Origin of the sequence: Gemmobacter caeruleus, from assembly GCF_008271655.1 — a bacterium.
Lineage (GTDB): Bacteria > Pseudomonadota > Alphaproteobacteria > Rhodobacterales > Rhodobacteraceae > Gemmobacter > Gemmobacter caeruleus.
In genome coordinates this window covers 199559-224797 of record NZ_VKKX01000033.1, presented here as the reverse complement: position 1 = coordinate 224797, position 25239 = coordinate 199559, and the positions used below count along the sequence as shown (strand labels likewise).

The window sequence follows — 25239 nt, the reverse complement described above, 5'->3', positions numbered from 1 at the left end:
AACGCTCCTACTTGCCGATGCAGAACGAGGCGAAGATCTCGCCCAGCACATCCTCGACACCAATCCGGCCAACCAGAGAATCCAGCGCCCGAATCGCACGGCGCAGTTCCTCGGCCGCCAGCTCGAGTCTCTCTGCCCCGCCGTCTAGCTCATCCTGCGCCGATTCCAAAGCCTGAATCGCCTGAATTGCCGCCAGGCGATGCCGCTCCCGCACCAGACTACCCGAACCCAGGCTTCGCCGCGCCAGAACGGCGCCAACTTCACCGATCAGCGCCTCGATCCCCTCGCCCGTCCGGGCCGAGATCATGCGGCAATTCTCAAACCGCCGCAGGTCCGCCTTACCGATCATGACAAGATCATCCTCGCCCGGCTCGACCGGCAACGGATCCGCGGGATTGTCCAGCAGGATGATCCGCAAATCGGCAACGCGTCCCCGCGCCAGTGCCCGCTCCACGCCAATCGCCTCGATCCGGTCCTCGGTGTCGCGCACACCCGCGGTATCCAAAAGGGTCACCGGCAGCCCGGCAAGATCCATCCGAACCTCGATCACATCCCGCGTCGTGCCCGCAATTTCAGAGGTGATAGCCACGTCACGGCCGGACAACATATTCAAAAGACTAGATTTTCCGACATTTGGCGCCCCAAGGATCGCCACCTCGAATCCTTCACGGATCCGCTCGGCCATGGGCGCTCCCGCCACTTCGCGGCGCAAATCCGTCAGAAGATCGCGCACCAGGTCGCGCACCTCGGGCGTCACATCGACCGGAACGTCTTCCTCGACGAAGTCAATCACCGCCTCCAGCAGCGCGGCCGCCCGCAAGAGCTTGGGCCGCCATAGCTCGATCCGCTGCCCGATCGCGCCGGAAAATACCCGCATCGCCTGCCGCCGCTGGGCCTCGGTCTCTGCGTCGATCAGATCGGCCAGACCCTCGACCTGCGACAGATCCAGCCGGCCATTCTCCATAGCGCGGCGCGTAAACTCGCCCGCCTCCGCCAGCCGCAAGCCCGGCATGCCAGACAAAAGCCGCAGCAGAGCCGCCACGATTGCCATCGAGCCATGCAGCTGAAACTCCGCGACCTCCTCGCCGGTAAAGCTCTCACCCGCGCCGAAGATCAGCAAAAGCCCCTCGTCCAGCACCTCGCCCTGCCAGGAAAACCGGCGCAACGCCGCCTGACGAGGGCCGGGCAAGTCCCGCCCGGTCAGCCGCTGCGCCGTCTGATGCGCCAAGGGCCCCGAGAGCCGGATGACAGAAACGCCCGCCCGGCCCCGGGCCGTCGCCAGGGCAAAGATGGTGTCCATGTCCCGCCCCCGAAACTTGTCAGCTGTTCATCGAATCGAAGAATTCGCCGTTGGTCTTGGTCTGCTTCAACTTCCCGATCAGGAACTCGATCGCATCCGTGGTCCCCATCGGGTTCAGGATGCGGCGCAGCACATAGGTCTTTTGCAGGTCGGATTTCTCGACCAGCAGATCCTCTTTCCGCGTCCCGGATTTGAGGATGTCCATCGCCGGGAAGACCCGCTTGTCGGCGACCTTGCGGTCCAGCACGATCTCGCTGTTGCCGGTGCCCTTGAACTCCTCAAAGATCACCTCATCCATCCGGCTGCCGGTGTCGATCAGCGCCGTCGCGATGATGGTCAGCGAACCACCTTCCTCGATGTTCCGGGCCGCACCAAAGAACCGCTTCGGACGTTGCAGCGCGTTGGCATCCACACCGCCGGTCAGCACCTTGCCGCTCGACGGCACCACGGTGTTGAAGGCGCGCCCCAGTCGCGTGATGGAATCCAGCAGGATCACCACATCGCGCTTGTGCTCGACCAGCCGCTTGGCCTTTTCGATCACCATCTCCGCCACCGCAACGTGCCGCGTCGCCGGTTCGTCAAAGGTCGAGGACACAACCTCACCCTTCACGCTGCGCTGCATGTCGGTCACTTCCTCGGGCCGTTCGTCGATCAGCAGCACGATCAGATAGCATTCCGGGTGATTGACCTCGATCGAATGCGCGATGTTCTGCAACAGCACCGTTTTCCCGGTGCGCGGCGGCGCGACGATCAGCGCGCGCTGGCCCTTGCCGATCGGCGCCACCAGATCAATGATCCGGGCCGAACGATCCTTGATGGTCGGATCGTCGATTTCCATCTTCAGCCGCTCATTCGGGTAAAGCGGCGTGAGGTTGTCGAAATGCACCTTGTGACGCGCCTTCTCGGGATCGTCGAAATTGATCCGCTCCGCCTTCACCAGGCTGAAATAACGCTCATTGTCCCGCGGGCCCTGGATCACGCCTTCAATCGTGTCGCCGGTGCGCAGGCTGAAGGTGCGGATCATGTCCGGGCTGACATAGATATCATCCGGGCCGGGCAGATAGTTCGCCTCGGGGCTGCGCAGAAAACCGAAACCGTCCTGCAACACCTCCAGCACGCCATCGCCGCCGATTTCCCAACCTTCCTCGGCATGCTCTTTCAGGATCGAGAACATCATCTCGCCCTTGCGCATGGAAGGCGCGTTCTCGATCTCCCACTCCTCGGCCATGGCCAGCAGTTCCGCCGGGGTCTTGGCTTTCAGATCGGAAAGGTTCAGCCGCTCAAGGGTCATGGGAAAATCGTCCATCCACGAAAGCCCCGTCAGGGGGCCCGGATCATTCTGTCATCGGGAAAGGCATCAGGCCGGACGGCCCTGCTCAATCGCCCACATAAGCGCGCCACCGCCCCGAGTCAACAAAATCAGAACTTCACGATGACCGACGCCACGATCACGATCATCAGGATCGTCGGCACCTCGTTCATCATCCGGTAGGTCCGGCCGCTGCGCAGATTGGTCCCCCCGGCGAAATCCTTGCGCCGTGCCGCCAGCCACATGTGAAACCAGGTCATCCCCAGCACGCTTGCCGCCTTGGTCCAGGGCCAGACCATCGTCCAGTCCACGATCCCCGGTGTCAGCACCAGCGCCAGGCCAAAGATCCAGCTCGCGATCATCGCCGGGTTCATGATCGCCTTCAGCAACCGCCGCTCCATCGTCTGAAACAGCGTATCGGTCGCATTCCCCTGCCCGACCTGTTCTGCATGATAGACAAACAGCCGGGGCAGGTAGAACAGCCCCGCCATCCAGCTGATGACCGAGATCACATGCAGGAACTTCACCCAAGGGTAAACGCTTGCCAGAAAATCGCCCATCGGTTCCATCGCCTTCCTTGTTCTTCCCCTCTTATGAATAAAAGAAAGAAGAAAGAAAATGATGTGATAGGGCATGGGGATAACCGGATATCCCGCCCGGCCCCCAGAGTTCTCCACAGTCCAGATTCCGGGGATAACTGTCGGATGATCGTCAGGCCCAAAGCGCGGGCATCACAAATATTTCATAAAATTCAACATCATGGACTCAGTTTGGTCAGCAATTCTGTCCCGGGCCGTTTTTCCTGCCCCTGTGGGCCAACCGCTCCTCCCCATCCGCCCTGACAGGCCGCCCACAGGTGGACATCTTCCGCGCTTGTCTTGACAACTCGGCCCCCATCCCGCCATCCCGGGCTGTGGGCCGGGTTACCCAGATTTCCGGCCAACGGAACAAAGCAGGATTTTCCACAGAAGCACCCTCAGATGTCGCGCCCCCTTTTGCTCGCCTCCGCGTCCGAGACGCGCCTTTCCCTGTTGCGCAATGCCGGGCTGACCGTCACGGCCCTGCCCGCCCGCATTGATGAGGAATCCATCCGCGCCGCGCTGGAGGCAGAGGGCGCCCATCCCCGTGATATCGCCGATGCCCTGGCCGAGATGAAGGCCCGCAAGCTGGCCGACAAGCACCCGGAGGCCCTGGTTCTGGGCTGCGATCAGGTGCTGGAATTCGACCGCCGCGCCTTTGGCAAGCCTGCCTCGCCGGCCGAGGCCCGCGACCAGCTGCTTCTCCTGCGCGGGCAGACCCACCGCCTGCTCTCTGCCGTGGTTCTTTATGACAAGGGTGAACCGATCTGGCGCCATGTCGGCCGCGTCGATCTGACCATGCGCCGCTTTTCCGAAATCTGGCTCGATGGCTATCTGACGCGCAACTGGGACAGCCTGCGCCACTCCGCCGGGGGCTACAAGCTGGAGGAGGAAGGCATCCGCCTTTTCTCCTCGGTCGAAGGCGACTACTTTACCGTTCTGGGCCTGCCGCTCCTGCCGCTGCTGGCCTATCTGGAACAGAGGGGGTTCATCGAGACATGACCGATCTTCCGCGCATTCCGCTGGCTGGTGTGATCGGGCACCCTGTCGCGCATAGCCGCTCGCCGGCGCTGCACGGGTTCTGGCTGCGGCGCTATGGGTTGAAGGGTCATTATGTGCCGCTCGACATTGCGCCCGCCGATTTTGAATCCGCGCTGCGCATGTTGCCCCGGATGGGCTTTGTCGGGGTCAATGTCACCCTGCCGCACAAGGAAAACCTGCTGCGTATCGCCGATATCGTGACAGATCGCGCAGCGCTGATCGGGGCGGCGAATACGGTGATTTTCCGCAAGGATGGCAAGATCCACGCCGATAATACCGACGGCCTGGGCTTCATCGCCAACCTGCGCCAGAACGCGCCTGACTGGCGCCCTGCCGAAGGGCCGGCCGCCGTGCTGGGGGCCGGCGGGGCCGCGCGGGCAGTCGTCGCCGCCCTGCTGGAGGTCGGCGTGCCCGAGGTGCGGATCGCCAACCGCACCCGTCTGCGGGCCGAGGCATTTCGTAAGGATTTCGGCGCCCGCGTCGTCGTGCATGACTGGACACAGGCCGGCGCCATGCTGGAAGGCGCGGCAACGGTGATCAACACCACCTCGCTTGGCATGACCGGCAAGGCCGATTTCACCGTGCCGCTTGATGCGCTCCAGCGTGGGGCGCTGGCCACCGATATCGTCTATACACCGCTGAAAACCCAGTTCCTGATCGAGGCCGAGGAACGCGGCGCCCGCGTCGTCGATGGTCTGGGCATGTTGCTGCATCAGGCTGTGCCCGGCTTTGAACGCTGGTTCGGCCACAAGCCCGTGGTGGATGACGAAACCCGCCGCGTGGTTCTGTCGGCATGACCGCCTTTCGCCTTGGCCTGACCGGTTCCATCGGCATGGGCAAATCCACCACGGCGGGCTTCTTTCAGGCTGCCGGCATTCCGGTCTGGGATGCCGATGCCGCGGTGCATCGGCTCTATGCCGCCGGGGGCGCGGCGGTCAGGCCGATGTCGCAGGCCCTTCCCGGCGTGATCGAGGGGGACGCCGTGTCGCGCACTGCGCTGCGCGCCCTGCTCGCGCAAGATCCGGCGCAATTTGCGGTGCTGGAACGGATCGTGCATCCGCTGGTTGCTGCCGATCGGGCGCAATTTCTGGCCGAAACCGTCTCTGACATTGCGGTTTTCGACATTCCGCTGCTGTTTGAAAAAGGCACCGAGGCCGAGATGGACGCGACCCTTCTGGTCACCGCGCCCGCCGATCTGCAACGCCGCCGCGTGCTGGCCCGCCCCGGCATGACCGAGGCGCAATTGGCGCTGATCCTGTCGCGCCAGATGCCCGACCGCGACAAACGCGCCCGCGCCACCCATATCATCGAAACGCTCAGCCTGCCCGCGGTCGAGGCCGCCGTGGCCGCGCTGATCGCCTATATCCGCGAGGGCCGCCATGCGTGAAATCGTGCTGGATACCGAAACCACCGGCTTTGAACCTTCCGAAGGGCACCGCATCGTCGAAATCGGCGCGGTGGAGCTGTTCAACCACATGCCCACCGGCCAGACCTTTCACGTCTATCTCAACCCCGAACGCGCCATGCCGAAAGAGGCGTTCGAGGTGCATGGCCTGGGCGACGATTTCCTGCGCGACAAGCCGCTATTCAAGCATGAGGCGCAGAATTTCCTCGATTTCATCGGCGAGGCAAAGCTGGTCATCCACAATGCCAGCTTCGACATGAAATTCCTGAACTGGGAATTGCGCGTGCATGGCTTTCCGCAGATCCCGAATGACCGCGCGATTGACACGTTGATGATCGCGCGCAGCAAGTTTCCCGGCTCTCCGGCCTCGCTCGATGCGTTGTGCCGCCGCTTTGGCATCGACAATTCGATGCGCGAAAAGCATGGCGCGCTGCTCGATAGCGAGATTCTGGCAGAGGTCTATCTGGAACTGATCGGTGGGCGGCAGCCCGGTCTGGTCCTGTCCGCGGCTCAGGCCACGCCACAGCGCAATCAGGCGCAGGCCGATGCAACCTGGCGGCCCATGCCGCGCCCCGCGCCCCTTCCCAGCCGGCTTACGGCCGAGGAAGCCGCCGCCCATGAGGCCTTTGTGGCCAAGCTGGGCGACGGCGCAATCTGGTTGAAACGCCAGTAGGCCGGGCTTATTGCACCGGCTGCGCCTCGGCCTGCTGGGCCTGCGCGCGACGCGCCAGCTCCTGCCGATAAAGCGCCAGATAATCCACCGTGTCGATGTTCAGCGGCGGGAAGCCGCCATCGCGCGTCACGTCCGAGATGATGCGACGGATGAACGGGAACAGCAGACGCGGGCATTCGATCAGCAGGAACGGATGCAGCTGTTCGTCCGGCACGCCCTCGACATGGAAGATGCCGCCATATTCCAGCTCCAGCAGGAACAGCGTATCGCCATTTCCTTTGTTCTTGGAGGTGATGCGGAACTTGTTCAGCACCTCATACTGGTTTTCCACGGCGCGCTTGCGCGCATCCAGGCTGACCGCGACCTGCACATCGGGCTGCACATCGGCGCCGTTCAGGCCCTTTTGCGCCACCACATTTTCAAACGACATGTCGCGCACGAACTGCGCCAGCACGCTCATCTTCACCTGCGGCGCGGCCGCACCGTTTTCTTCTGCCATCTCTTTACTCCCGCCAATCGGCCCAATCTGGGCCTTGTCTAGCAGCCGGGGCGCGCGGCCTCAATGCCGCGTCCAGCCCGAGGGGCCGCGCGGTGGCACATTCTCGGGGTCCAGTTCGATGAATTCGCCGTCGATCACCACATCCTGTTGCCGGTCCATACCAAAGCCTGTCCGCACCTGCACCCGCCGCGCCACCTGGCGCGCGATCAGATGTCGCACCGGCGGCAACAGCAGGATCAGCCCCAGCAGATCGCCCAGAAAACCCGGCAGGATCAGCAGCACACCGGCCAGCATGGTCAGCCCATGCCCACCCGCCGCCGCCACCTGCGCTCCGCTCATGGCCGATCGCAGATCCAGCGCGATCCGCTCGCCCGACCTGCGCAGCACCACGCCGCCCAGCAAGGCCGTGCCACCGATCACCGCCAGCGAGGCCAGCAGCCCGATCTTGCCGCCCACGGTGATGAAAAGGGCAATTTCGACCAGCATCAGCACGATCATCGGGCCAAACAGCCGCATCTTCGCTTTCTCCGCGTTTCCCAAGGTGGACTTGTCCACACCCCTTGCCTACATAGGGGCTCAAGGCCCTTCTTACCACTCCCTCCTCCCTGTCTCTGCCCGAGGTCCGCATGAACGACGCCCTGATCCAACTTCTTGTGCTTGCGGGGATCGCGGTCTTCCTCATCCTCAAGCTGCGTTCGGTGCTGGGCAGCCGCGAGGGGTTCGAGAAACCGCCGCAACCGACCGAGCCGAAACCCGTCACCCGCCAGTTCGAGGTGATCGAGGGTGGCCCTGATCTCGACATCACCGACCACGCCGCCGAAGGTTCCGATACGGCCCGCGCCCTGGCCGCGATGAAGCAGGTCGAGCCGGGCTTTTCCGTCAACACCTTCCTGCAAGGGGCGCGTGGCGCCTATGAGATGATCCTCATGGCGTTCGAACGCGGTGACCTTGCGGCGGTGCGCCCCTTCCTCGCGCCCGAAGTGCATGAAAGCTTTGCCGCCGCCATCGCCGCGCGCGAGGCGCAGGGCCTGACGGTCGAGGCGAATTTCGTGGGCCTGCGCGAACTGACCCTGCAATCGGCCAGCTTCGACCCCGCCACGCGCGAGGCCGAGGTGACGATCCGTTTCGGGGGCGAATTGACCAGCATCGTGCGCGACAAGTCCGGCGAGGTCATCGAAGGCTCCGCGACCGAGGTCAAGCGCCAGCGCGATATCTGGACCTTTGGCCGCGTGATGGGCAGCAGCGACCCCAACTGGCAGCTTGTGGCCACCGGGGAATGAGGCGCCGATGCGGCTGGTCCTCGCGCTTCTGGCCCTGTTCATGACCGCGCCCGAACCCGTTCGGGCGCAGGTCATGACCTTCGAGGAACTGGACGCCTGGAATGAGGATGACCCGCGCCCCGCGCTCAGGGCCTTTCTGGTCACCTGCGACTTGCTCAAGGATCCGGCCTGGGCGCCGCTTTGCGCGCTGGCCCGCGATGCCGGCGACAGCCCCGAAAGCGCCCGCGCCTATTTCGAGATGTTCTATCGCCCGGTGCTGATCGGCAATCCGCCGGCGCTGTTCACCGGTTATTACGAACCCGTGCTGGACGGATCGCCCTATCGCACCGCGCGCTTTCGCTATCCGATCTATGCCCGCCCGCCCGAGCTGAAAGAGGGGATGGTCTATTATTCCCGCGCCCAGATCGAAGGCGGCGCGATTTCCGGGCGCGGTCTGGAACTTGCCTGGCTCGACGATCCGGTCGAGGTGTTCTTCCTGCATGTGCAGGGTTCGGGGCGCATTCGCCTGCCCGATGGCCGCATGATGCGTGTGGGCTATGCCGGCAAGAACGGCCATGCCTACCGCTCTGTCGGGCAGGAAATGGTGCGTCGTGGCACCCATACGCCCGATCAGGTCTCGGCGCAGTCGATCCGGTCCTGGGTGCGGGCCAATCCGGGGCCGGGCCATGCCGTGCTGGATCACAACCCCTCTTATGTGTTTTTCCGCCGCCTGCCCGATCTGGCGCAGGACAAGGGGCCAATCGGTGCCATGGGCCGGTCGATCACCGGCATGCGGTCGCTGGCCGTCGATCCGCGCTACAATCCGCTGGGCGCCCCGATCTGGATCGAAAAGGACGGCCGCCGCCCCTTGCGGCAATTGATGGTCGCGCAGGATACCGGCGGCGCGATCAAGGGCGCGCAACGCGCCGACATCTTTTTCGGCACTGGCGCTGATGCCGGCGAGGATGCGGGCACGGTCAAGGATGGCGGGCGGATGCTGGTGCTGCTTCCGATCGACCTCGCCTATGCGATGAACCCGGACGGCTAGGCCATGGCGCGCCGGCGATCCCTGCGGCCCGAGGAGGCAGAGCTTTGGCAGGCCGTGGCGCGCACGCTGCGGCCGATGCATGGCGCGCATCCCGCCCCGCAAGCACCAGAGCCGGAAACCCCCGCCAGCTTTCACAAGCCCGAGGTCACCCCCGCCCCGCCGGAACCCAAGCTGAACCGCTTTCGCGTGGGCGAACGCAGCACCCCGAAATCGGGGGTCGAGACCCAGCCCGGCCTGACCGAACGTCTGACCGCCGCGCCGGTCCTGATGGACAGCAAGAACCACGCCCGGATGATCCGCGGCAAGCTGGCCCCCGAGGCGCGGATCGACCTGCACGGCATGACCCTGTCCGAGGCACATCCCGAACTGATCCATTTCATCCTCAACGCCTGGTCGCGCGGGTTGCGGCTGGTGCTGGTGATCACCGGCAAGGGCAAGCAGGGGCCGGATCACGGCCCGATCCCCATGCGCTATGGCGTGCTGAAACATCAGGTGCCGCATTGGCTGCGCCTGCCGCCCTTGGGGCCTTGCGTGTTGCAGGTCACCGAGGCGCATCTGCGCCATGGCGGCGCCGGCGCCTATTACGTCTATCTGCGTCGGCGCGGTTAGCGCGTCAGCTCCTGCGCCACGGCGCCCACCGGGGCCAGCACGATCTGCGTGGCGTTCTGCACCGTCAGCACGACCCCCGGCAGCAGCCCGACCCGGCCGCGCTGATCGGCGCCAAACGCGGCGTTCACCTCTTGCACGCGGCCCATCAGTTGCAGCAGCGCGGGGTTGTCGCCCAGATTGAAATGCCCGGTGCCGGCGCTGAAGGCCTTGGTATCGACAAAGGTCACCTTCAGGTCGGCCACCCGGCTCAGATCGCCCAGATTGCCCAGCCGCTCCGGCTGCCCGGTCAGCCGTGCCGAAAGGTTCAGCAGGGAATCGCGATCCGATCCGAAGATGAGAAACGGCTGCGGCAGCGGCCCATAGGCGCGGGCCTGCATGCGGAACAGATCCACGTCGATATCGGGCGAGATCAGCATGACCCCGGCAATCCGGCTTTTCAGCCTTGTGTCGCCCCGGATGGCGATCTGGCGCAGCGTTTCCATCGTCAGGGCCGAACCCATCGAATGCGCGACCAGCACGATCTGTTCCGCCCCCGCCGCAGCGGTCTCGCGGATCAGCGTCTCTAGCCCGTCGCGGGCAAACATCGAACTGTCCCGATCCGCCACATAGCCCAGCGGATTGCCCGCCGAGGGCCAGCTGTAATGCAGCGTCACGCCCGGCATTTCCAGGTCATGCGACAGTTGCGCGATGCGATACAGCCCTTCGGCAAAGGTGTTGTTGAAGCCGTGAACATAGATCACCGCGTCGCGCTTGCCCTTGGGCAACCGGCGCAGGCCGGCGGCCAGATCGGCGCGAAAGGCGGCGGGACCGGGCTGCATCACCGCCTCGGTCGTCAGAAAATCGCGGCGCGGATCGGGCCTGCCATGGCGGCGCGGAAAGACGATGCTGCCCAGCTGCCGTTCCGGCGGAACCGAAACGGCAAAGCGCGCGAACTGTTCGGCCTCGGAACGGCCATTGCCAAAGCGCCCGGTGGCCGGGTCGATCTCGCGGGTGGTGCCGACATAGATCTGCTGCACCGCGCCGACCTTCGCGGCGTCGGGATCCAGCGTGACGGTGCCGCGCTGGGCGCAGCCGGTCAGCACGGCCAGGACAAGAACGAAACGGACCAGATGACGCAAGGCAAACCCCCATGGCGCGACCCTTGCACCCTGTCCGATTTTCGCGGGCGCGCCAAGGGCCAGCGGGGCCGGCGGCGTTCAACTTTCGCGGGCAAGCTGCGCCGCCATGCGGCCGATCCGGGCGATGCCCTCGGCGATGGCGCCGTCGGCAATCGACGCATAACCCAGGCGGAACGTCTGGCACACCGCCGGCGGGCTGCGATAGAACGGATGGCCCGGCTCGATCAGCACGCCCTGATCACGCAGCGCCCGCGCCAGGGCGCCGCTATCCACCCCTTCGGGGGCGGCGACCCACAGACTCGATCCGCCATGTTTCGCGGCGCCGACGATCTGCACCGGCGTTTCGGCCAGCGCAGCCACCATCGTCTCACGCCTTTTGCGAAAGACCTCGCGCCGCCGCACCATATGCGCGTCGTAATGCCCAAGCGCGAGGAAATAGCCGGTGACGCGCTGCATATGCGCGGGCGCGTGGCGCAACATCATGGCCCGCAAGGCGCGCGCCTGCCGGATGAACGGCTCCGGCCCGACCAGATACCCGATGCGCAGGCCCGGAAACAGCGATTTGGAAAAGCTGCCGACATAGATCACCCGCCCCGCCCGGTCGAGCGACTTGAGCGAGGGCGAGGGCGGTTCCAGAAAGCTCATCTCGAAATCGTAATCGTCCTCGATCACGATGAAATCCCCCGCCTGCGCCGCCGCCAGCAAGGCGTTGCGCCGCTCCAGCGTCATGGTCAACCCGGCGGGAATGCTGTGGCTGGGGGTCACCAGCACCAGCCCGGTGGTCGCCGGCAGGTCCGCGGGCTCAAGCCCCTCGGCGTCGCTGCGGCCATAATGAATCGGCATGCCATGCAGGCGCAGCGTCTCGGCGAAATCGGGGAAGCCGGGGTCTTCCATCACCGCCATCCGGTCTTGCCGCGCCAGCAGACGAATGGCGATCCACAGCGCGTTCTGCGCACCCAGCGTGATCAGCACTTCTTCGGGCCGGGCGCGGATGCCCCGGCGCGGCAGGGTGTTGCGGCAGATGTAATCCACCAGCACCGGGTCATCCTGCGTCAGCCGGTCATCCGCCAGTTCGGCAAATTCGCGCGCGCCCAGGGCCCGGCGCGCGCAATCGCGCCAGGCGACATGGTTGAACAAGCGCGGATCGGCCTGACCATAGATGAACGGATAGGGATAGCTGCGCCAGTCGAGCGGTTTGTGGATCTGCCGGCGGCTGGTCAGGTCGGGCAGACGCGCGGCCCAGTCCACCTGCACTGCCGGGGCGGGATCGGCCTGATCCAGCCGGCGATGCGGCACCTTTTCCGAAATCGCAAAGCCCGATCGCGGCAGACTGGTCAGATAGCCCTGCGCGGCCAGCTCCTGATAGACCAGCGTGACGGTCAGGCGCGAAATGCCCAGATGCGCCGCCAGCGCCCGGGTCGAGGGCATCCGCGTGCCCGGCTGCGCCCGCGTGTCAAGGATCGCCGAGATGATCGAGGCCGCCAGCTGCATTTGCAACGGCTCGGGGCGCAGCCGGTCCACAAAGAACATTTCGGCCGAGATCTGTCCGGTCAGGCTCATCGAATCTGGACCTATTCTTGTTTTCAACTGGATATAACCATGACCCGCGCAACGTGACAACCTGCCGCAGTCCGGCCGTCAGAGTCGGGAAATCAGGGAGTTTACAATGTTCCATTCTTTCCGGGCGCTGCGGCGCGCGACCGTCCTTGCCATGCTGCTGGCCAGCGCCATGCCCGCCGCCGCGCGGGAATTTCGCATCGCCGTGGGCGATGGCGCCGGTGGCACGCAAGAGGCGCTTGGCCTCGCCTTCGTCAAGGCGCTGGAGGCGAAATCGGCCGGTGCGCATACGGCCAAGCTGTTCCTGAACGGTCAGCTGGGCGATGAACAGGATACCGTCACTGCCGCCGCCACCGGCACGCTGGATTTCTCGATCCTGGCGATCAACAACATCACGCCGTTTTCGCCCTCGGTCGGCACGCTGACCCTGCCCTATGTCATCCTGTCGCTTGAGGATGCGGAAAAGATCACCCAGGGCGAGATCGGTCAGCAGATGGTGGACCGCACGGTCGAGGATGCCGGCGTGCGCATCATCGGCTGGGCCTATTCGGGCTTCCGTGTGCTGACCAATTCCAAACATCCCGTCACCACGGTCGCCGATCTCAAGGATCTCGTGATCCGCGTTCCCAAGAACGAGATCATGATCGAGACCTACAAGTCCTGGGGCATCAACCCCACGCCGATGGCCTGGTCGGAAACCTTTGCCGCGCTGCAACAAAAGGTCGTGGACGGGCAGGACAACCCCTACATGACCGTCTTCGCGATGAAGTTCGACGAGGTGCAGAAATACGTCACCAACATCCGCTACATCTTTTCCATCGAACCGCTGATCGTGTCGGAACAGATGTTCCAGTCGCTCTCGGCCGAGGAACAGGCGGCGGTGCTGGAGGCCGGTCGCGATGCGACGCTTGCCTCGGGGCAATTCCTGCGCGCGCAAGAGGCGTCGATCAAGGAAAAACTGGCCGCCAAGGGCATGGAAATCGCCGATCCCGCCGATGGCGAAAAGGAATTCATCGACCTCGCCACCACGACGGTCTGGCCGAAATTCTATGACAGCATCGGCGGAAAAGAGGTGCTGAACGGGGTGCTGCAATCGCTGGGCCGGCCCACGGTCGAATGATGCCCGCGCCGGGGCCGCCCGTCGGCCCCGGTCCTGTCCGCCCTCAGCCCACAGGAATGCCCCATGCACCCCTTCTGGCGACATCTCGACAAGCTGGAAAGCTATATCTGCCAGGTTCTGCTGGCTGCCTTCGTCTGCCTTCTGTTCATCCAGATCGTGTCCCGCTCGGTCTTTGGCAATTCGATCACCTGGATCGAGGAACTGTCGGTCTTCATGTTCGTCTGGTTCGCCTATTTCGGCGCCAGCTATGCCGCGCGGATGTATGCGCATAACCGCGTGTCCTTCCATGTGAACCGCCTGCCCCGCCGCGTGGCCCGCTGGGTCGAGGCCGCGGGCGACCTGTTCTGGGTCGGCTTCAACCTGGTCTTCGTCTGGTATGCCATCGAATATCTGGGCCTGCTGAAACCCTTTGTGCGGGCGCAGACCCTGGGCTGGCCGATGCGCTATGTCATGCTGGTGCTGCCGATCGCCTTTGGCCTGATGACGCTGCGCATCCTTCAGGTGAATTACATGAAGCTCGTGCTGGGCATCGACCCGCGCGACCCCGATCAGGTCGATCTTGACGCCATCGCCGCCGATGCGGCCAAGGCGGGGGCGGCGTGATGGATAGCCAGATCATTCTCGTGCTGTTCGGCACCTTCTTTTTCCTGCTGCTCTTGGGCGCGCCGATCTCGGTCGGGCTGGGCGTCTCGGCGCTGGCGGCCATGTGGTATCTGGGCGACAACCCGATCAAGATGGTGCAGATCGCCTTTTCGTCGGTCGGGGCCTTCCCGCTGATGGCGCTGCCTGCCTTCATCCTGGCCGGCGCCTTGATGGAGGCGGCGGGCATTTCCCGCCGGCTGATCACGGTGGCGGAAAGCCTGGCCGGGCCCTTCACCGGCGGCATCTCGGCCGCCACGGTCATGGCCTGCCTTTTCTTCGGCGCGATCTCGGGATCTGGCCCCGCCACCACGGCGGCGGTCGGGATGCTGATGATCCCCGCGATGGCGCGGGCCGGGTATGCGCGGGGCTATGGCGCCGCCGTCACCGCCGCCTCGGGCGGGCTGGGCATCGTGATCCCGCCTTCGATCCCCATGGTGATCTTCGGCATCTCGGCCATGGGCATGCAGCCCCCGGCCGAAGCGGTGGAGAAATTCGGCGCCTTTCAGACCGTGTCGATTTCCAAACTGTTCATCGCGGGCTTCCTGCCGGGCTTCCTCATGGCGTCGGGGCTGCTGGTGATGAACTACATCCGCTGCCGCGCCGCCGGCTATCGCGGCGGAAGCGAGCCGCTGTCGCTGCGCCATATCCTTGAGGCCTGCTACAAGGGTTTCTGGTCGCTGATGGCGCCGGTGGTGATCCTGGGGGGCATCTATGCCGGGTTCTTTACCCCGACCGAGGCGGCCATCGTCGCGATCTTCTACACGCTGATCGTGGGCATCTTCATCTACCGCGAAATCCGCGTGAAAGAGGTGATGCGCGCATTGGAGGCAACGACCTGGCTGACCGGGCGCGTGCTGCTGGTGCTGTTCACCGCGACCATCTTTGGCCGCATTCTGGTCGAAAACCAGATCCCCGCGCATATCGCCTCGGCCATGCTGTCCTTCACGCAGAATATCGCCGTGATCTGGGCGCTGATCATCGTCTTCCTGCTGTTCGTCGGCATGTTCATGGAAACGCTGGCCGCGATCATGATCCTGGTGCCGGTCATGCTGCCTGTCGCCTATTCGGTGGGCATCGACCCGATCCATTTCGGCATCGTGATGATCTGCACCCTGTCGGTCGGGTTCCAGACCCCGCCCCTGGGCGAAAACCTGTTCATCGCCTCGGGCATCTCCAATGTCTCGATCGAGGAAATCTCGATGCGCGCCCTGCCCTTCGCCTTTGCCAGCACGGCCATGATCGCGGTCATCGCGGCCTTCCCCGATATCGCGCTCTGGCTGCCCAGGATCATGGGGTATTGAGATGCTGAAACCCATCCGCACCATCCTCTACGCGACGGACCTGTCCAATACCTCCGCCTATGCCTTCCGCCATGCGGTCGGTTTGGCGGCGGCGTTGAACGCGCGGCTGCATGTCCTGCACGCCATCGAACCGATGAGCGACGAGGCCAGGCTGACCATCCAGCTTTTCATGCAGGATCCCGAGGCCCGGCGCCTGGCGATGACCCGCCGGGCCGAGACGACCCGGCAGATCCTGCTGGAACGGCAAGAGGCCTTCTGGGCCGCCATGCCGCAGGACGAACAGGCCCTGCGCGATCTGGTCGATGACATCGAACTGATCGAGGGCTTTGCCGCCGAAGCCATCCTGAAGCGGGCGCAAAGCCTGCCCGCCGACATGATCCTCATGGGCAGCCATGCCCATGGCATTTCCCACACCTTCCTCGGGACGGTGGCGAAACGGGTGCTGCGCCGCGCGCGGGTGCCCACGCTGATCGTCCCTTATGCCGAAGACTGATCTGAAAGGACCGACCATGACCCGCACCCTGACCGCCGATGACCTCAAGGCGACCTTCGACGCCTTCAACCGGCATGACATCGACGCGGTGATGACCCATTTCGCGGCCGATTGCGTCTTTACCACTGTCGGCGGGCCCGAAGTCTTTGGCACCCGGATTGACGGGGCCGAGGCCATCGCCCGCGCCTTCACCGCCGTCTGGACCGCGATGCCCGATGCGGAATGGGCCGATCACCGGCATTTCGTCTGCGGTGACCGCGCCGTGTCGGAATGGACCTTTCGCGGCACCGATGCCGAGGGCCGCCGGACCGAGGCGCAGGGCGTCGATCTGTTCACCCTGCGCGACGGCAAGCTGGTGATGAAACAGGCCTTCCGAAAGCAGCGTCCCGTGATCGAAACGCGCTGATCCCACCCCCGAAATTCATTGCAGGAATAACGTCGATGCCAGGCACGACACCCATGCGCGCACGCGCCGCCTACAACCCCAAATATGACCCGATCACCGATCGTTCCATCGGCGCGGGTTCCGACTATGCCCCGACCTACTGGATCGGCACCGCCGGCCCGCCGCCGCAGGATGACGGCCCGGTGACGGGCGACATGGATGTGGATGTCGTCGTCATCGGCTCGGGCTATACGGGCCTGTCCTGTGCGCTGCATCTGGCCAAGGAATTCGGCATCAAGGCGCATGTGCTGGAGGCGAATGGCGTGGCCTATGGCTGCTCCACCCGCAATGGCGGCCAGGCGCAGATCTCCTCTGGCCGGCTCAAGCGGTCGCAATGGATCGAACGCTGGGGGCTGGAAACCGCCAAGGGTCTGCATGCCGAGGTGACCGAGGCCTTCGACCTGTTCCGCGGGCTGATCGCCGATCACGCCATCAACTGCGAACCGCAGGACGGCGGGCATTACTACATCGCCCACAAGGGCTGGATGATGCCGAAACTGGCGCAAGAGGCCGCGCTGTTGCGGGAAACCTTCGGCTACGGCGCGCGGATGCTGACCCGGGACGAGCTGCACGCAACCGCCGTGCGCGACCACGAGGCGCATGGCGCCATGTGGGAACCCGACGGCACCGCCATTCACGCGGCCAAGCTCGCCTTCGGCTATATGCGCGCGGCCCGCGAACTGGGCGCGAAGATCCATACCGACAGCCCGGTCGAAGGGTGGGAGACGAAGAACGGCGTCCACCATCTGCGCACCCCCGGCGGCACGGTGCGGGCGCGGGCGGTGGCGGTGGCGACGGCGGGATATGCCCCGCGCGGCCTGCATCCGCGCCTGCGCGACCGCATCATGCCGATCATGTCGAATTCCATCGTCACGCGGAGACTGACCCCGGCGGAACGCGAGGCCTGCGGCTTTCAGGTCTTTTCGCCCCTGACCGACACCCGCACCCTGCGTCACTATTACCGCTTTTTGCCCGATGGCCGGGTGCAGATCGGATCCCGCGCCGCGATCACCGGGCAGGATGCCGACAACCCCGCCCATCTGGCGGGCCTGCGCGAGGGACTGGCACGCAAGTTTCCGGCGCTGCGCGGGATCGACCTTGATTACAGCTGGTGGGGCTGGGTCGATGTCAGCCATGACATGATGCCCCGCATCACCGCCATGCCCGACCTGCCGAACGCCTATTACGCGCTTGGCTATGGCGGCAACGGCGTCATGTATTCCGCCCAGGCCGGGCGGCGCATGGCGCAGATGGTCGCCGGCCGCGCCGCCGATGTGCCGCGCCTGCCGATCTTTCACCAGGAATTGCCGCATGAGGGCTGGAAGACGCCGTTCCGGCGGCTGGGCCAATGGGGCCTCTACAAACTTTACCACTATCGGGACGAACGCGGCTGATCCCGCGCGAGAACAAGGAGACACGCGATGAAAATGACCACCGAAGAAGCCTTTGTGAAAGTGCTTCAGATGCACGGGATCGAACATGCCTTTGGCATCATCGGTTCCGCCATGATGCCGGTTTCGGACCTGTTCCCCCAGGCCGGCATCACCTTCTGGGATGTGGCGCATGAAACCAATGGCGGGCTGATGTGCGACGGCTTCATCCGCGCCACCGGCAAGATGGCCATGGCGATTGCACAGAACGGGCCGGGCGTCACCGGATTTGTGACCGCCGTCAAGACAGCCTACTGGAACCATACGCCCATGCTGCTGGTCACGCCGCAGGCCGCGAACAAGACCATCGGCCAGGGCGGCTTTCAGGAAATGGAACAGATGCGTCTGTTCGCCGACAGCGTCTGCTACCAAGAGGAGGTGCGCGACGCCTCGCGTATCCCCGAGGTGCTGAACCGCGTGATCCTGCGGGCCTGGCGCAATTCCGCCCCGGCGCAGATCAACATCCCGCGCGACATGTGGACCCAGGTGATCGACGTCGATCTGCCGCAGATGGTGCATTTCGAACGCCCCGCCGGCGGCGAAGAGGCCGTGGCCGAGGCCGCGCGGCTGGTGTCCGAGGCCCGGTTCCCGGTGATCCTGTCGGGCGCGGGCGTGGTGCTGGGCGGCGCGATTGCCGATGTGGTCGCGCTGGCCGAACGGCTGGATGCGCCGGTCTGCTCCAACTACCAGCACAATGACAGCTTCCCCGGCTCGCACCCTCTGGCCATGGGGCCGCTAGGGTATAACGGGTCGAAAGCCGCGATGGAAATCATCGCCAAGGCCGATGTCGTGCTGGCGCTTGGCACGCGGCTCAACCCGTTCTCGACCCTGCCGGGCTATGGCATCGACTACTGGCCGAAAGAGGCCAAAATCATCCAGGTCGATATCAATGCCGACCGGATCGGGCTGACCAAGAAAGTGACGGTCGGCATTCAGGGCGATGCGGGCAAGGTGGCGCGCGGCATCCTTGCGCAGCTTTCGGGCACCGCCGGCGACGAAGGCCGCGCCGACCGCCGCGCCCTGGTGTCGCAGACCAAATCCCGCTGGGCGCAGGAACTGTCCAGCCTGGACCATGAACAGGACGACCCCGGCACCGTCTGGAACGAGGAGGCCCGCGCCCGCGATGCCGGCCTGATGTCGCCGCGGCAGGCCTGGCGCGCCATTCAGGCCGCCATGCCGGATGGGGCGATCATTTCGTCCGACATCGGCAATAACTGCGCCATCGGCAATGCCTATCCGGCCTTCGAGGCGGGCCGCAAATATCTGGCGCCCGGCCTGTTCGGCCCCTGCGGCTATGGCTTCCCCGCCATTCTGGGCGCCAAGATCGGCTGCCCGGATACCCCGGTGATCGGCTTTGCCGGCGACGGTGCCTTTGGCATCTCGATGAATGAAATGACGGCCTGCGGACGCGACGACTGGCCGGCCATCACCATGGTCATCTTCCGCAACTACCAATGGGGCGCCGAAAAGCGCAACACGACGCTGTGGTATGCCAACAACTTTGTCGGCACCGAACTGGACCGCGACACCAGCTATGCCGGCATTGCCCGGGCCTGCGGTACCCATGGCGTGCAGGTGCGTTCGACCGAGGAGCTGACCGAGGAGCTGCGCCGCGCAGTCGATCGCCAGATGAAGGATCGCCAGACCACCTTCATCGAGGTGCTGCTCAATCAGGAACTGGGCGAGCCCTTCCGCCGCGATGCGATGAAAAAGCCGGTGCCCGTTGCGGGCATCAGCCGCGATGACATGCGCCCGCAAAAAGGCGCACTCTAACGCCAACGGCGCGGCCCTTTCGCGGGCCACGCCCATCGGAGAATGATCATGCTCGCCACCGTCGCCCAGGCACCTTCGCAGATCCGGCTGCTGTTTCCCGGTTTCATCACCGCGACGCTTGTCGCCGCCACCGCGCAGTTCCTGTCGGAACATTACGGCGCCCCGGCCATGCTGCTGGCGCTGCTGCTGGGGCTTGCGCTGAACTTTCTGTCGGAGGAGGGCACCAAGACCGCGCCCGGCATCGCCTTTACCGCGCGCAATGTGCTGCGGCTGGGGGTTGCGCTGCTGGGGGTGCGCATCTCGGTCGATATGCTGGGGGCGCTTGGCCCCGGGCTGATCGCGCTGACCGTGGCGGGCGTGGTGGCGACCGTGCTGTTCGGTCTGTTGCTGGCGCGGCTGACCGGGCGCGACTGGCGCTTTGGCCTGCTGACCGGCGGGTCGGTCGCGATCTGCGGCGCCTCGGCCGCCATGGCGATTTCCGCCATCTTGCCGCGGCACGAGAAATCGGAACGCGATCTGGTCTTCACCGTGCTGGCCGTCACCGTGCTTTCGACCGTGGCGATGGTGGTCTATCCGATGATTTCCGCCGCCTTCGGCTTTTCCGCGCTGGAAAGCGGGGTGTTTCTGGGCGGCACCATTCACGACGTGGCGCAGGTCGTGGGCGCGGGGTTCTCGGTCGGGCAAGAGGCGGGCGAAACCGCGACGCTGGTCAAGCTGATCCGCGTGTCGATGCTGGCGCCGGTGGTGCTGGCCTCGGCCCTGGTGATCCGCGCCAAGGGGCTGGGCCGCGACGAGGGCAAGCGCCCGCCGCTCTTGCCCGGTTTCGTGCTGGGCTTTGTCGCGCTGGCCATGCTCAATTCGCTGGGGCTGATCCCGGCGGCGGTGGCCGAGGCGGCCTCGGGCCTGTCCCGCTGGGCGCTGCTGATTTCCATCGCGGCAGTCGGGATCAAGACTTCGCTTGCGAAGATGCTGGAGGTGGGGCCGCTCGCCATTGCGCTGCTGGTCACCGAAACCGCGTTCATCGGCGCCTTCGTGCTGATGGGCCTGCATGTGCTGGAGTAAGCGATGAAACCGCTGGACCGGATTTTCGAAACCTGCCGCGCCGCGCCCCGGCATATCCTGCTGCCCGAGGGCGAAGACCCGCGCATTCAGGCCGCCGCCGTGCGGGCTGTGGCCGACGGGCTGGCGCGCATCACCCTGCTGGGCGACCCCGCGCGGGTCGGGCCGGCGCTGGCCGCCCTGGGGGCCGCGCCCGATGCGGTGGCGTTGATCGACCCCGCCCACGCGCCCGACCTCGATCTGCTGGCGGCGGAATGCCATCGCCTGCGGGCCGCCAAGGGCGTGACGATCGAACAGGCCCGCGATCTGGTGCGCGATCCGCTGGTGCAGGCGGCGCTGCGGGTGCGGCTGGGCCAGGCCGATGGCACCGTGGGCGGCGCCGTGGCGACCACCGCCGATACGGTGCGCGCCGCCCTGCAATTCATCGGCCGCGCGCCGGGCATCACCACGGTTTCCAGCTTTTTCCTCATGCTGTCCTGCGCCAAGGATGCGCCGATCAAGGGCGGCATGATCTTTGCCGATTGCGGGCTGGTCATCACCCCGACGGCGGCCGAACTGGCCGATATCGCGCGCGCTTCGGCCGCCTCGGCCCGGGCGCTGCTGGATGAGGCGCCGCGCGTCGCGCTTTTGTCCTTTTCCACCGCCGGCTCGGCAGAGCATGAAAGCCTGGGGCGCATTCGCACCGGGCTGGCGCAACTGCGCGCGACCGATCCCGATCTGGAGGTGGATGGCGAGATCCAGTTCGATGCCGCACTCGACGATGCCATTCGCGCCCGCAAGGCACCCGGCAGCCGCCTGACCGGCCGCCCCAATGTCTTTGTCTTTCCCGATCTGGCCTCGGGCAATATCGGCTACAAGATCGCGCAGCGGCTGGGCGGGCTGACCGCGATTGGCCCGGTGCTTCAGGGGCTGGCGAAACCCGCCAATGACCTGTCGCGCGGCTGCACCGCCGATGAGGTGCTGGCGGTGATCGCGGTCACCGCGATGCAGGCCATGGCCGCGGCGCCGGCGGGGTGACCTGCCGGCAGGCTGCTTTTGCTCCGGGCGTTTTGGCATTGAACCCGGGGCGGGGGCGTTGCACCATGCGCGCGTCTGAACCCCGCACCAGGCGGGGCAGATCCGAGGAGACATGAAGCCCGACCATATCGCCCTCGCGCGCCGTTCGCTGCTGCTGGAATCCGCGCCGCCCGCCGTGGCCGAGGCCGTGCTGGCCACCGCCCGCGCCCGTGAATTTCCGCGCGGCGGCACGATCTTTTTGCAGGGAGAGCGGGCCAGCGCGATCTATATCGTGGTGGATGGCTGGGTGAAGCTGTATCGCGTTGCCCCCAGCGGTGCCGAGGCCGTGGTGGGCGTATTTACCAAGGGCGCCAGCTTTGGCGAGGCCGTGGCCTTTCGCCACGACACCTATCCCGTCGCGGCCGAGGCGGTCACCGATTGCACGCTGATCCGCATCGAGGCCGATGTGATCCTGCGCCAGATCCGCGAAAACCCCGAGGTCGCCATTGCGATCCTGTCGGCCACCTTCGCGCATCTGCACAGTCTGGTCGGGCAGGTCGAACAGCTCAAGGCGCAGACCGGGGCGCAGCGCGTGGCGGAATTCCTGCTGGAACTGGCGCCCTGCACCCAGGGCGCCTGTCAGGTGACGCTGCCCTATGACAAGGTGCTGATCGCCGGCCGCCTGGGCATGAAGCCCGAAAGCCTGAGCCGCGCCTTTGCAAGGCTCAAGGATCAGGGCGTGCAGATCCGCCAGAACGTCGCGATCATCGACGATATCACCGCGCTGCGCGACTATGTCGAGGAAGATCCCGCATTGGCCTGGTCGCGCGGCTAGGCCGGCCAGGCGGCCAGCCCGATCAATGCCGCCATGAACAGCGCCAGCACCAGCGCAAAGCCCCGCGCGATGGCCGGGGCCTGCGCCAGACCCAGATAGCGCGTGAGGATCACCTGCGCCTTGGCCCAGGCCAAGGGCAGCACCAGAACCGCCAGCCAGCGCCCGCTCAGCCCGCTGGCCGCGACCAGGGTCGAACCCAGCGACAGCGCGATCAGCAATATCCAGGCCCGGGTCAGCGTCATATCAGATAGACCACCGGAAACAGCAGCACCCAGACCAGATCGACCATATGCCAGAAGGCGGCGCCGGCCTCGGTCGCGCGGGGGGTGGCGGGCAGGGCCACGATCAGCAGCAGGATCATCCCCGCCGCGACATGTGCCGCGTGAAAGCCCGTCAGCAGCAGATGGAAGGTAAAGAACGGGTGACTGTCAAAGCTCAGGCCCTCGCGGGCCAGATCGGCATATTCCCCGGCCTTGAGCCACAGAAACACCGCCCCCAGCCCGGCGGCCAGCACCAGCCGCCAGCGCAGGCGGGCCAGGGCTCCCGCCTCGGCATCGCGCACGGCCAGCGCCGCCAGCCAGCCCGAGGTCACCAGCACCAGCGTGTTGATCCCCGCGGCGGTGCGGTGCAGATGCGATTGCGCCTCGGCAAAGCCGGCGGGGTCGGTGATCCGCACCGCCAGAAAGGCCAGCATCCCGGCGCCGAATACCAGCAGTTCCGACACGATCAGCACCCACATCATCAGATCGCCGGGCAGATCGTCGATCAGGGCGCGCTGATCGGCGGCGCTCATCCCGTCACCAATTGGCGATAGATCGCCGGCAGCGCCTGGGTCAGCCGGTCGGGATCGGGGATCAACGCAAAGCCGCCCTGCCCGAAAATGCGCGGGAACCAGCTTTTGCCGTCGCGATCCACGGTGACGCCGAACACCGCGTGACCGGCGCGACGTGCCTCGCGCACCGCCATCATGCTGTCTTCGATGCCGTGGCGCCCCTCGTAATGATCCAGGTCATTGGGCTTGCCATCGGTGATGACCAGCAGCAGGCGCCGCCGCCGTGCCTGATCGGTCAGACCGCGCGACACATGTCGGATCGCCGCGCCCAGCCGGGTGTAATGCCCGGGGCGCAGGTTGGCGATGCGGGCCTCGACCTCTGGGCCCATGGTCTCGCCGAAGTCCTTGGCGCATTGCACAAAGACCCGCTGCCGCTTGAGCGAGGAAAAGGCATGGATCGCGAAATCGTCGCCCACGGCATCCAGCCCCCAGGACAGCGCCGCCAGCGCCTCGCGTTCCACCTCGATCACCGAACGTCCCCCATGGCCGTGGCCCGGAATCGCGCTTTCGGTCGAACGCGAGATATCGAGCAGGATCGACACCGCCAGATCGCGCTTTTCGGCCCGGCTTTGGCGCCAGACCCGGTCGGACCCTTCGCCATTGGCCCGCAGTTCGACCTGCGCGCGCACCGCACGATCCATGTCCAGATCGTCGCCATCCGGGTGGCCCGGCGTCCAGACCCGGCTGGGGCGCAGCGCCTCGAACTGGCGGCGCACGGCGCGGATGCGGGCGACGGCGCGCGGATCGCTGCGAAAGGCCGGGGTCTCAAGCCCCGCCTCTGCACGGCTTGACAGCACGCGGGCATGGGCGGGCAGGTAGCTGCGGCTGCGCATATCCCATTCGGGATAGGTGGAAACGCCTGACAGGGCCTCGCGATCCACGTCTTCGGGGGCAAGGTCGAGATGCAGCTTCAGCCGCGTGGCCGGGGCCTTGGAAAGCTGGCCCAGCCCGATCTCGTCATGATCGTCGGCGGCCTTTTTCGCGTCGTCCTGATCGTCATCCTCGACCCGGCGGTTGAGGTTCACGAATTCGGCCCAGCTCAGGATCGCCTCGAACTTGTGCAGGATGAAACTGTCATTGCGTTCGGCCTGATCGGCCTTGCGGCGGCGCGCGCGGTGGCTGCGGCCCTCGCCTTCCTCGGGGGTGCCCTCGGTGGCGCGGGTTTCGACCGCCGTCGCCTCTGACCGTTCAGGCAGCCGCAGATCGGGCCAGAGCGCGACCGGCCGGAACGGCCGATAGCCGCGCGGGGCACGGGGCAGGGCGGCGATATCGCCGCTGTGCAACAGCGCGCGCGCGGCACGGGCGCGGGCCGACAGTGGCGCCGGATCGCCCAGCAGATGCCGGATCAGCGCCTCGACCATGGCTTCGGCCTGCGGCAGATGCGGGGTGCTGCGCTGCGCCAGCGTGGCGGCGGCCAGATCGGCATAGAGCGCGCGCAGGCCCGGTGCATCGGCCAGCGTCGCCGCGACCATGTCCTGCGCGGCGGCCAGGCGGGCCAGATCGGCATGGAGCGGATCGCCGCCCGCATCGGGCGCCGCGCCGGCATGGGCGGCAGCGGCGGCCAGCCAGACATAAAGCGCGGCATTGGCCTCGGCCGCGGGAAATACCGCCAGGCTTTCCGGCAGGCGCAACGCCGCGCCGTCAAAGCTGGCGCGCGGCGCGCTTTCGGCCCAGGTGCCCAGCCGCCGCAACAGCGACAGGCGGTGCTGGCTGGTTTCCTCGGCCACCGCGCGGATTTCCACCGCCGGATCGCCGCCCAGACCGCGAAAAAGGACTGCCAACCGTCCACCCACCTGTGACAGCGGGACACGGGCTCCTTCGTGGACGGGATCAGCGTCCAGACGGCTGGCAAAGGCGTGCCACAGTTTCCCGACGGTTTCTTCGGGTTCCCATGGCTCGAACTCGATCCGTGACATG

General features: G+C 65.8%; 27 protein-coding genes. 17 read left to right on the top strand and 10 right to left on the bottom strand.

Going from position 1 to position 25239, the window contains the following annotated elements; translation table 11 throughout:
• Positions 1 to 7 precede the first annotated feature (7 nt).
• The 3 genes from mnmE to hemJ form a co-directional block, all read right to left on the bottom strand.
• Positions 8 to 1300, bottom strand: coding sequence for a tRNA uridine-5-carboxymethylaminomethyl(34) synthesis GTPase MnmE (gene mnmE, locus FOA17_RS11775; protein ID WP_149141687.1), 1293 nt, complete (start codon positions 1298 to 1300; stop codon positions 8 to 10).
• 19 nt (positions 1301 to 1319) lie between these two features.
• Positions 1320 to 2591 (bottom strand): transcription termination factor Rho, encoded by a 1272-nt coding sequence (gene rho, locus FOA17_RS11770; RefSeq protein ID WP_149141997.1) that lies wholly within the window; start codon positions 2589 to 2591, stop codon positions 1320 to 1322.
• Positions 2592 to 2719: 128 nt separating this feature from the next.
• Entirely contained in the window at positions 2720 to 3169 is a 450-nt protein-coding gene (hemJ, locus tag FOA17_RS11765; protein WP_149141686.1) for a protoporphyrinogen oxidase HemJ, read from the bottom strand.
• Between the two features lie 420 nt (positions 3170 to 3589).
• Between hemJ and FOA17_RS11760 the strand changes: the two genes are divergently transcribed.
• Genes FOA17_RS11760 through dnaQ form a run of 4 tightly spaced genes read left to right on the top strand, consistent with a single transcriptional unit; the run spans position 3590 to position 6306 of the window.
• Positions 3590 to 4189 (top strand): Maf family protein, encoded by a 600-nt coding sequence (locus FOA17_RS11760; protein WP_149141685.1) that lies wholly within the window; start codon positions 3590 to 3592, stop codon positions 4187 to 4189.
• A complete protein-coding gene (locus FOA17_RS11755) occupies positions 4186 to 5025 on the top strand; it encodes a shikimate dehydrogenase (protein WP_149141684.1) in 840 nt (279 codons plus the stop codon). The genes FOA17_RS11760 and FOA17_RS11755 overlap by 4 nt, the downstream gene beginning before the upstream one ends.
• Complete coding sequence (gene coaE, locus FOA17_RS11750) at positions 5022 to 5615, top strand: dephospho-CoA kinase (protein WP_149141683.1); 594 nt, start codon at positions 5022 to 5024, stop codon at positions 5613 to 5615. The genes FOA17_RS11755 and coaE overlap by 4 nt, the downstream gene beginning before the upstream one ends.
• Positions 5608 to 6306 carry a DNA polymerase III subunit epsilon gene (gene dnaQ / locus FOA17_RS11745; protein WP_149141682.1) on the top strand — a complete coding sequence of 233 codons (699 nt, stop codon included), beginning with the start codon at positions 5608 to 5610 and terminating at the stop codon, positions 6304 to 6306. Before coaE ends, dnaQ begins: the two co-directional genes overlap by 8 nt.
• 7 nt (positions 6307 to 6313) lie before the next feature.
• On the opposite strand, the gene secB is transcribed toward dnaQ, so the two are convergent.
• Together secB and FOA17_RS11735 are read right to left on the bottom strand one after the other, a co-directional pair.
• On the bottom strand, positions 6314 to 6805 hold the full coding sequence (gene secB / locus FOA17_RS11740) for a protein-export chaperone SecB (protein ID WP_149141681.1): 492 nt from the start codon (positions 6803 to 6805) through the stop codon (positions 6314 to 6316).
• Positions 6806 to 6865: 60 nt separating this feature from the next.
• Positions 6866 to 7321: an FxsA family protein gene (locus FOA17_RS11735; protein WP_149141680.1), complete on the bottom strand. Its 456-nt coding sequence runs from the start codon at positions 7319 to 7321 to the stop codon at positions 6866 to 6868.
• Between the two features lie 110 nt (positions 7322 to 7431).
• On the opposite strand from FOA17_RS11735, the gene FOA17_RS11730 reads away from it, so the two are divergent.
• From FOA17_RS11730 to FOA17_RS11720, 3 genes are read left to right on the top strand one after another with little or no spacing between them, the layout of a single operon-like run.
• Positions 7432 to 8085 (top strand): Tim44/TimA family putative adaptor protein, encoded by a 654-nt coding sequence (locus FOA17_RS11730; protein ID WP_149141679.1) that lies wholly within the window; start codon positions 7432 to 7434, stop codon positions 8083 to 8085.
• A gap of 7 nt (positions 8086 to 8092) precedes the next feature.
• Positions 8093 to 9112 (top strand): murein transglycosylase A, encoded by a 1020-nt coding sequence (mltA, locus tag FOA17_RS11725; protein ID WP_149141678.1) that lies wholly within the window; start codon positions 8093 to 8095, stop codon positions 9110 to 9112.
• 3 nt (positions 9113 to 9115) lie between these two features.
• Positions 9116 to 9721, top strand: a complete 606-nt coding sequence (locus FOA17_RS11720) for a Smr/MutS family protein (protein ID WP_149141677.1) — start codon at positions 9116 to 9118, stop codon at positions 9719 to 9721.
• Here the strand turns inward: FOA17_RS11720 and FOA17_RS11715 are convergent.
• Both FOA17_RS11715 and pdxR read right to left on the bottom strand, forming a co-directional pair.
• Complete coding sequence (locus FOA17_RS11715; RefSeq protein ID WP_238991800.1) at positions 9718 to 10839, bottom strand: alpha/beta hydrolase; 1122 nt, start codon at positions 10837 to 10839, stop codon at positions 9718 to 9720. The two genes, FOA17_RS11720 and FOA17_RS11715, sit on opposite strands and share 4 nt — an antisense overlap.
• Positions 10840 to 10917: 78 nt before the next feature.
• The gene (pdxR, locus tag FOA17_RS11710) at positions 10918 to 12399 is read right to left on the bottom strand and encodes a MocR-like pyridoxine biosynthesis transcription factor PdxR (protein WP_149141676.1); all 1482 of its coding nucleotides are present in this window, start codon (positions 12397 to 12399) and stop codon (positions 10918 to 10920) included.
• 106 nt (positions 12400 to 12505) lie between these two features.
• Between pdxR and FOA17_RS11705 the strand changes: the two genes are divergently transcribed.
• The 10 genes from FOA17_RS11705 to FOA17_RS11660 all read left to right on the top strand — a co-directional run bounded on the left by FOA17_RS11705 (position 12506) and on the right by FOA17_RS11660 (position 22490).
• Positions 12506 to 13516 carry a TRAP transporter substrate-binding protein gene (locus FOA17_RS11705; RefSeq protein WP_149141675.1) on the top strand — a complete coding sequence of 337 codons (1011 nt, stop codon included), beginning with the start codon at positions 12506 to 12508 and terminating at the stop codon, positions 13514 to 13516.
• Positions 13517 to 13579: 63 nt separating this feature from the next.
• Positions 13580 to 14119 (top strand): TRAP transporter small permease, encoded by a 540-nt coding sequence (locus FOA17_RS11700; RefSeq protein WP_149141674.1) that lies wholly within the window; start codon positions 13580 to 13582, stop codon positions 14117 to 14119.
• Positions 14119 to 15459, top strand: a complete 1341-nt coding sequence (locus FOA17_RS11695; protein ID WP_149141673.1) for a TRAP transporter large permease — start codon at positions 14119 to 14121, stop codon at positions 15457 to 15459. Before FOA17_RS11700 ends, FOA17_RS11695 begins: the two co-directional genes overlap by 1 nt.
• Before the next feature lies 1 nt (position 15460).
• A complete protein-coding gene (locus FOA17_RS11690) occupies positions 15461 to 15952 on the top strand; it encodes a universal stress protein (RefSeq protein WP_238991799.1) in 492 nt (163 codons plus the stop codon).
• Between the two features lie 16 nt (positions 15953 to 15968).
• On the top strand, positions 15969 to 16358 hold the full coding sequence (locus FOA17_RS11685) for a nuclear transport factor 2 family protein (protein ID WP_149141672.1): 390 nt from the start codon (positions 15969 to 15971) through the stop codon (positions 16356 to 16358).
• A 35-nt stretch (positions 16359 to 16393) separates the two neighbouring features.
• Complete coding sequence (locus tag FOA17_RS11680; RefSeq protein ID WP_162528246.1) at positions 16394 to 17791, top strand: NAD(P)/FAD-dependent oxidoreductase; 1398 nt, start codon at positions 16394 to 16396, stop codon at positions 17789 to 17791.
• A gap of 27 nt (positions 17792 to 17818) precedes the next feature.
• Positions 17819 to 19600 (top strand): sulfoacetaldehyde acetyltransferase, encoded by a 1782-nt coding sequence (xsc, locus tag FOA17_RS11675; protein ID WP_149141670.1) that lies wholly within the window; start codon positions 17819 to 17821, stop codon positions 19598 to 19600.
• Positions 19601 to 19648: 48 nt separating this feature from the next.
• Entirely contained in the window at positions 19649 to 20662 is a 1014-nt protein-coding gene (locus tag FOA17_RS11670; RefSeq protein WP_149141669.1) for a YeiH family protein, read from the top strand.
• A 3-nt stretch (positions 20663 to 20665) separates the two neighbouring features.
• Positions 20666 to 21676: a phosphate acetyltransferase gene (gene pta, locus FOA17_RS11665; protein ID WP_149141668.1), complete on the top strand. Its 1011-nt coding sequence runs from the start codon at positions 20666 to 20668 to the stop codon at positions 21674 to 21676.
• Positions 21677 to 21788: 112 nt separating this feature from the next.
• Positions 21789 to 22490 (top strand): Crp/Fnr family transcriptional regulator, encoded by a 702-nt coding sequence (locus FOA17_RS11660; RefSeq protein WP_149141667.1) that lies wholly within the window; start codon positions 21789 to 21791, stop codon positions 22488 to 22490.
• Here FOA17_RS11660 and FOA17_RS11655 read toward each other — a convergent pair.
• From FOA17_RS11655 to FOA17_RS11645, 3 genes are read right to left on the bottom strand one after another with little or no spacing between them, the layout of a single operon-like run.
• Positions 22487 to 22732 carry a cytochrome C oxidase subunit IV family protein gene (locus FOA17_RS11655; protein ID WP_238991798.1) on the bottom strand — a complete coding sequence of 82 codons (246 nt, stop codon included), beginning with the start codon at positions 22730 to 22732 and terminating at the stop codon, positions 22487 to 22489. The genes FOA17_RS11660 and FOA17_RS11655 overlap by 4 nt on opposite strands.
• Entirely contained in the window at positions 22729 to 23283 is a 555-nt protein-coding gene (locus FOA17_RS11650) for a cytochrome c oxidase subunit 3 (RefSeq protein WP_238991797.1), read from the bottom strand. Before FOA17_RS11650 ends, FOA17_RS11655 begins: the two co-directional genes overlap by 4 nt.
• Positions 23280 to 25238 (bottom strand): nitric oxide reductase activation protein NorD, encoded by a 1959-nt coding sequence (locus FOA17_RS11645; RefSeq protein ID WP_149141666.1) that lies wholly within the window; start codon positions 25236 to 25238, stop codon positions 23280 to 23282. The genes FOA17_RS11650 and FOA17_RS11645 overlap by 4 nt, the downstream gene beginning before the upstream one ends.
• Position 25239 lies beyond the last annotated feature (1 nt).

Bases quoted from the DNA above. Each gene is read 5' to 3' on its own strand.
- pdxR (WP_149141676.1), bottom strand. From the start codon at position 12,399: ATGAGCCTGACCGGACAGATCTCGGCCGAAATGTTCTTTGTGGACCGG.
- pta (WP_149141668.1), top strand. From the start codon at position 20,666: ATGAAACCGCTGGACCGGATTTTCGAAACCTGCCGCGCCGCGCCCCGG.
- FOA17_RS11720 (WP_149141677.1), top strand. From the start codon at position 9,116: ATGGCGCGCCGGCGATCCCTGCGGCCCGAGGAGGCAGAGCTTTGGCAG.
- FOA17_RS11730 (WP_149141679.1), top strand. From the start codon at position 7,432: ATGAACGACGCCCTGATCCAACTTCTTGTGCTTGCGGGGATCGCGGTC.
- FOA17_RS11735 (WP_149141680.1), bottom strand. From the start codon at position 7,321: ATGCGGCTGTTTGGCCCGATGATCGTGCTGATGCTGGTCGAAATTGCC.
- mltA (WP_149141678.1), top strand. From the start codon at position 8,093: ATGCGGCTGGTCCTCGCGCTTCTGGCCCTGTTCATGACCGCGCCCGAA.
- FOA17_RS11690 (WP_238991799.1), top strand. From the start codon at position 15,461: ATGCTGAAACCCATCCGCACCATCCTCTACGCGACGGACCTGTCCAAT.
- secB (WP_149141681.1), bottom strand. From the start codon at position 6,805: ATGGCAGAAGAAAACGGTGCGGCCGCGCCGCAGGTGAAGATGAGCGTG.
- FOA17_RS11755 (WP_149141684.1), top strand. From the start codon at position 4,186: ATGACCGATCTTCCGCGCATTCCGCTGGCTGGTGTGATCGGGCACCCT.
- hemJ (WP_149141686.1), bottom strand. From the start codon at position 3,169: ATGGGCGATTTTCTGGCAAGCGTTTACCCTTGGGTGAAGTTCCTGCAT.
- FOA17_RS11680 (WP_162528246.1), top strand. From the start codon at position 16,394: ATGCCAGGCACGACACCCATGCGCGCACGCGCCGCCTACAACCCCAAA.
- xsc (WP_149141670.1), top strand. From the start codon at position 17,819: ATGAAAATGACCACCGAAGAAGCCTTTGTGAAAGTGCTTCAGATGCAC.
- dnaQ (WP_149141682.1), top strand. From the start codon at position 5,608: ATGCGTGAAATCGTGCTGGATACCGAAACCACCGGCTTTGAACCTTCC.
- FOA17_RS11685 (WP_149141672.1), top strand. From the start codon at position 15,969: ATGACCCGCACCCTGACCGCCGATGACCTCAAGGCGACCTTCGACGCC.
- FOA17_RS11700 (WP_149141674.1), top strand. From the start codon at position 13,580: ATGCACCCCTTCTGGCGACATCTCGACAAGCTGGAAAGCTATATCTGC.
- FOA17_RS11660 (WP_149141667.1), top strand. From the start codon at position 21,789: ATGAAGCCCGACCATATCGCCCTCGCGCGCCGTTCGCTGCTGCTGGAA.
- FOA17_RS11695 (WP_149141673.1), top strand. From the start codon at position 14,119: ATGGATAGCCAGATCATTCTCGTGCTGTTCGGCACCTTCTTTTTCCTG.
- FOA17_RS11645 (WP_149141666.1), bottom strand. From the start codon at position 25,238: ATGTCACGGATCGAGTTCGAGCCATGGGAACCCGAAGAAACCGTCGGG.
- FOA17_RS11655 (WP_238991798.1), bottom strand. From the start codon at position 22,732: ATGACGCTGACCCGGGCCTGGATATTGCTGATCGCGCTGTCGCTGGGT.
- coaE (WP_149141683.1), top strand. From the start codon at position 5,022: ATGACCGCCTTTCGCCTTGGCCTGACCGGTTCCATCGGCATGGGCAAA.
- FOA17_RS11650 (WP_238991797.1), bottom strand. From the start codon at position 23,283: ATGAGCGCCGCCGATCAGCGCGCCCTGATCGACGATCTGCCCGGCGAT.
- FOA17_RS11705 (WP_149141675.1), top strand. From the start codon at position 12,506: ATGTTCCATTCTTTCCGGGCGCTGCGGCGCGCGACCGTCCTTGCCATG.
- FOA17_RS11760 (WP_149141685.1), top strand. From the start codon at position 3,590: ATGTCGCGCCCCCTTTTGCTCGCCTCCGCGTCCGAGACGCGCCTTTCC.
- mnmE (WP_149141687.1), bottom strand. From the start codon at position 1,300: ATGGACACCATCTTTGCCCTGGCGACGGCCCGGGGCCGGGCGGGCGTT.
- FOA17_RS11670 (WP_149141669.1), top strand. From the start codon at position 19,649: ATGCTCGCCACCGTCGCCCAGGCACCTTCGCAGATCCGGCTGCTGTTT.
- rho (WP_149141997.1), bottom strand. From the start codon at position 2,591: ATGACCCTTGAGCGGCTGAACCTTTCCGATCTGAAAGCCAAGACCCCG.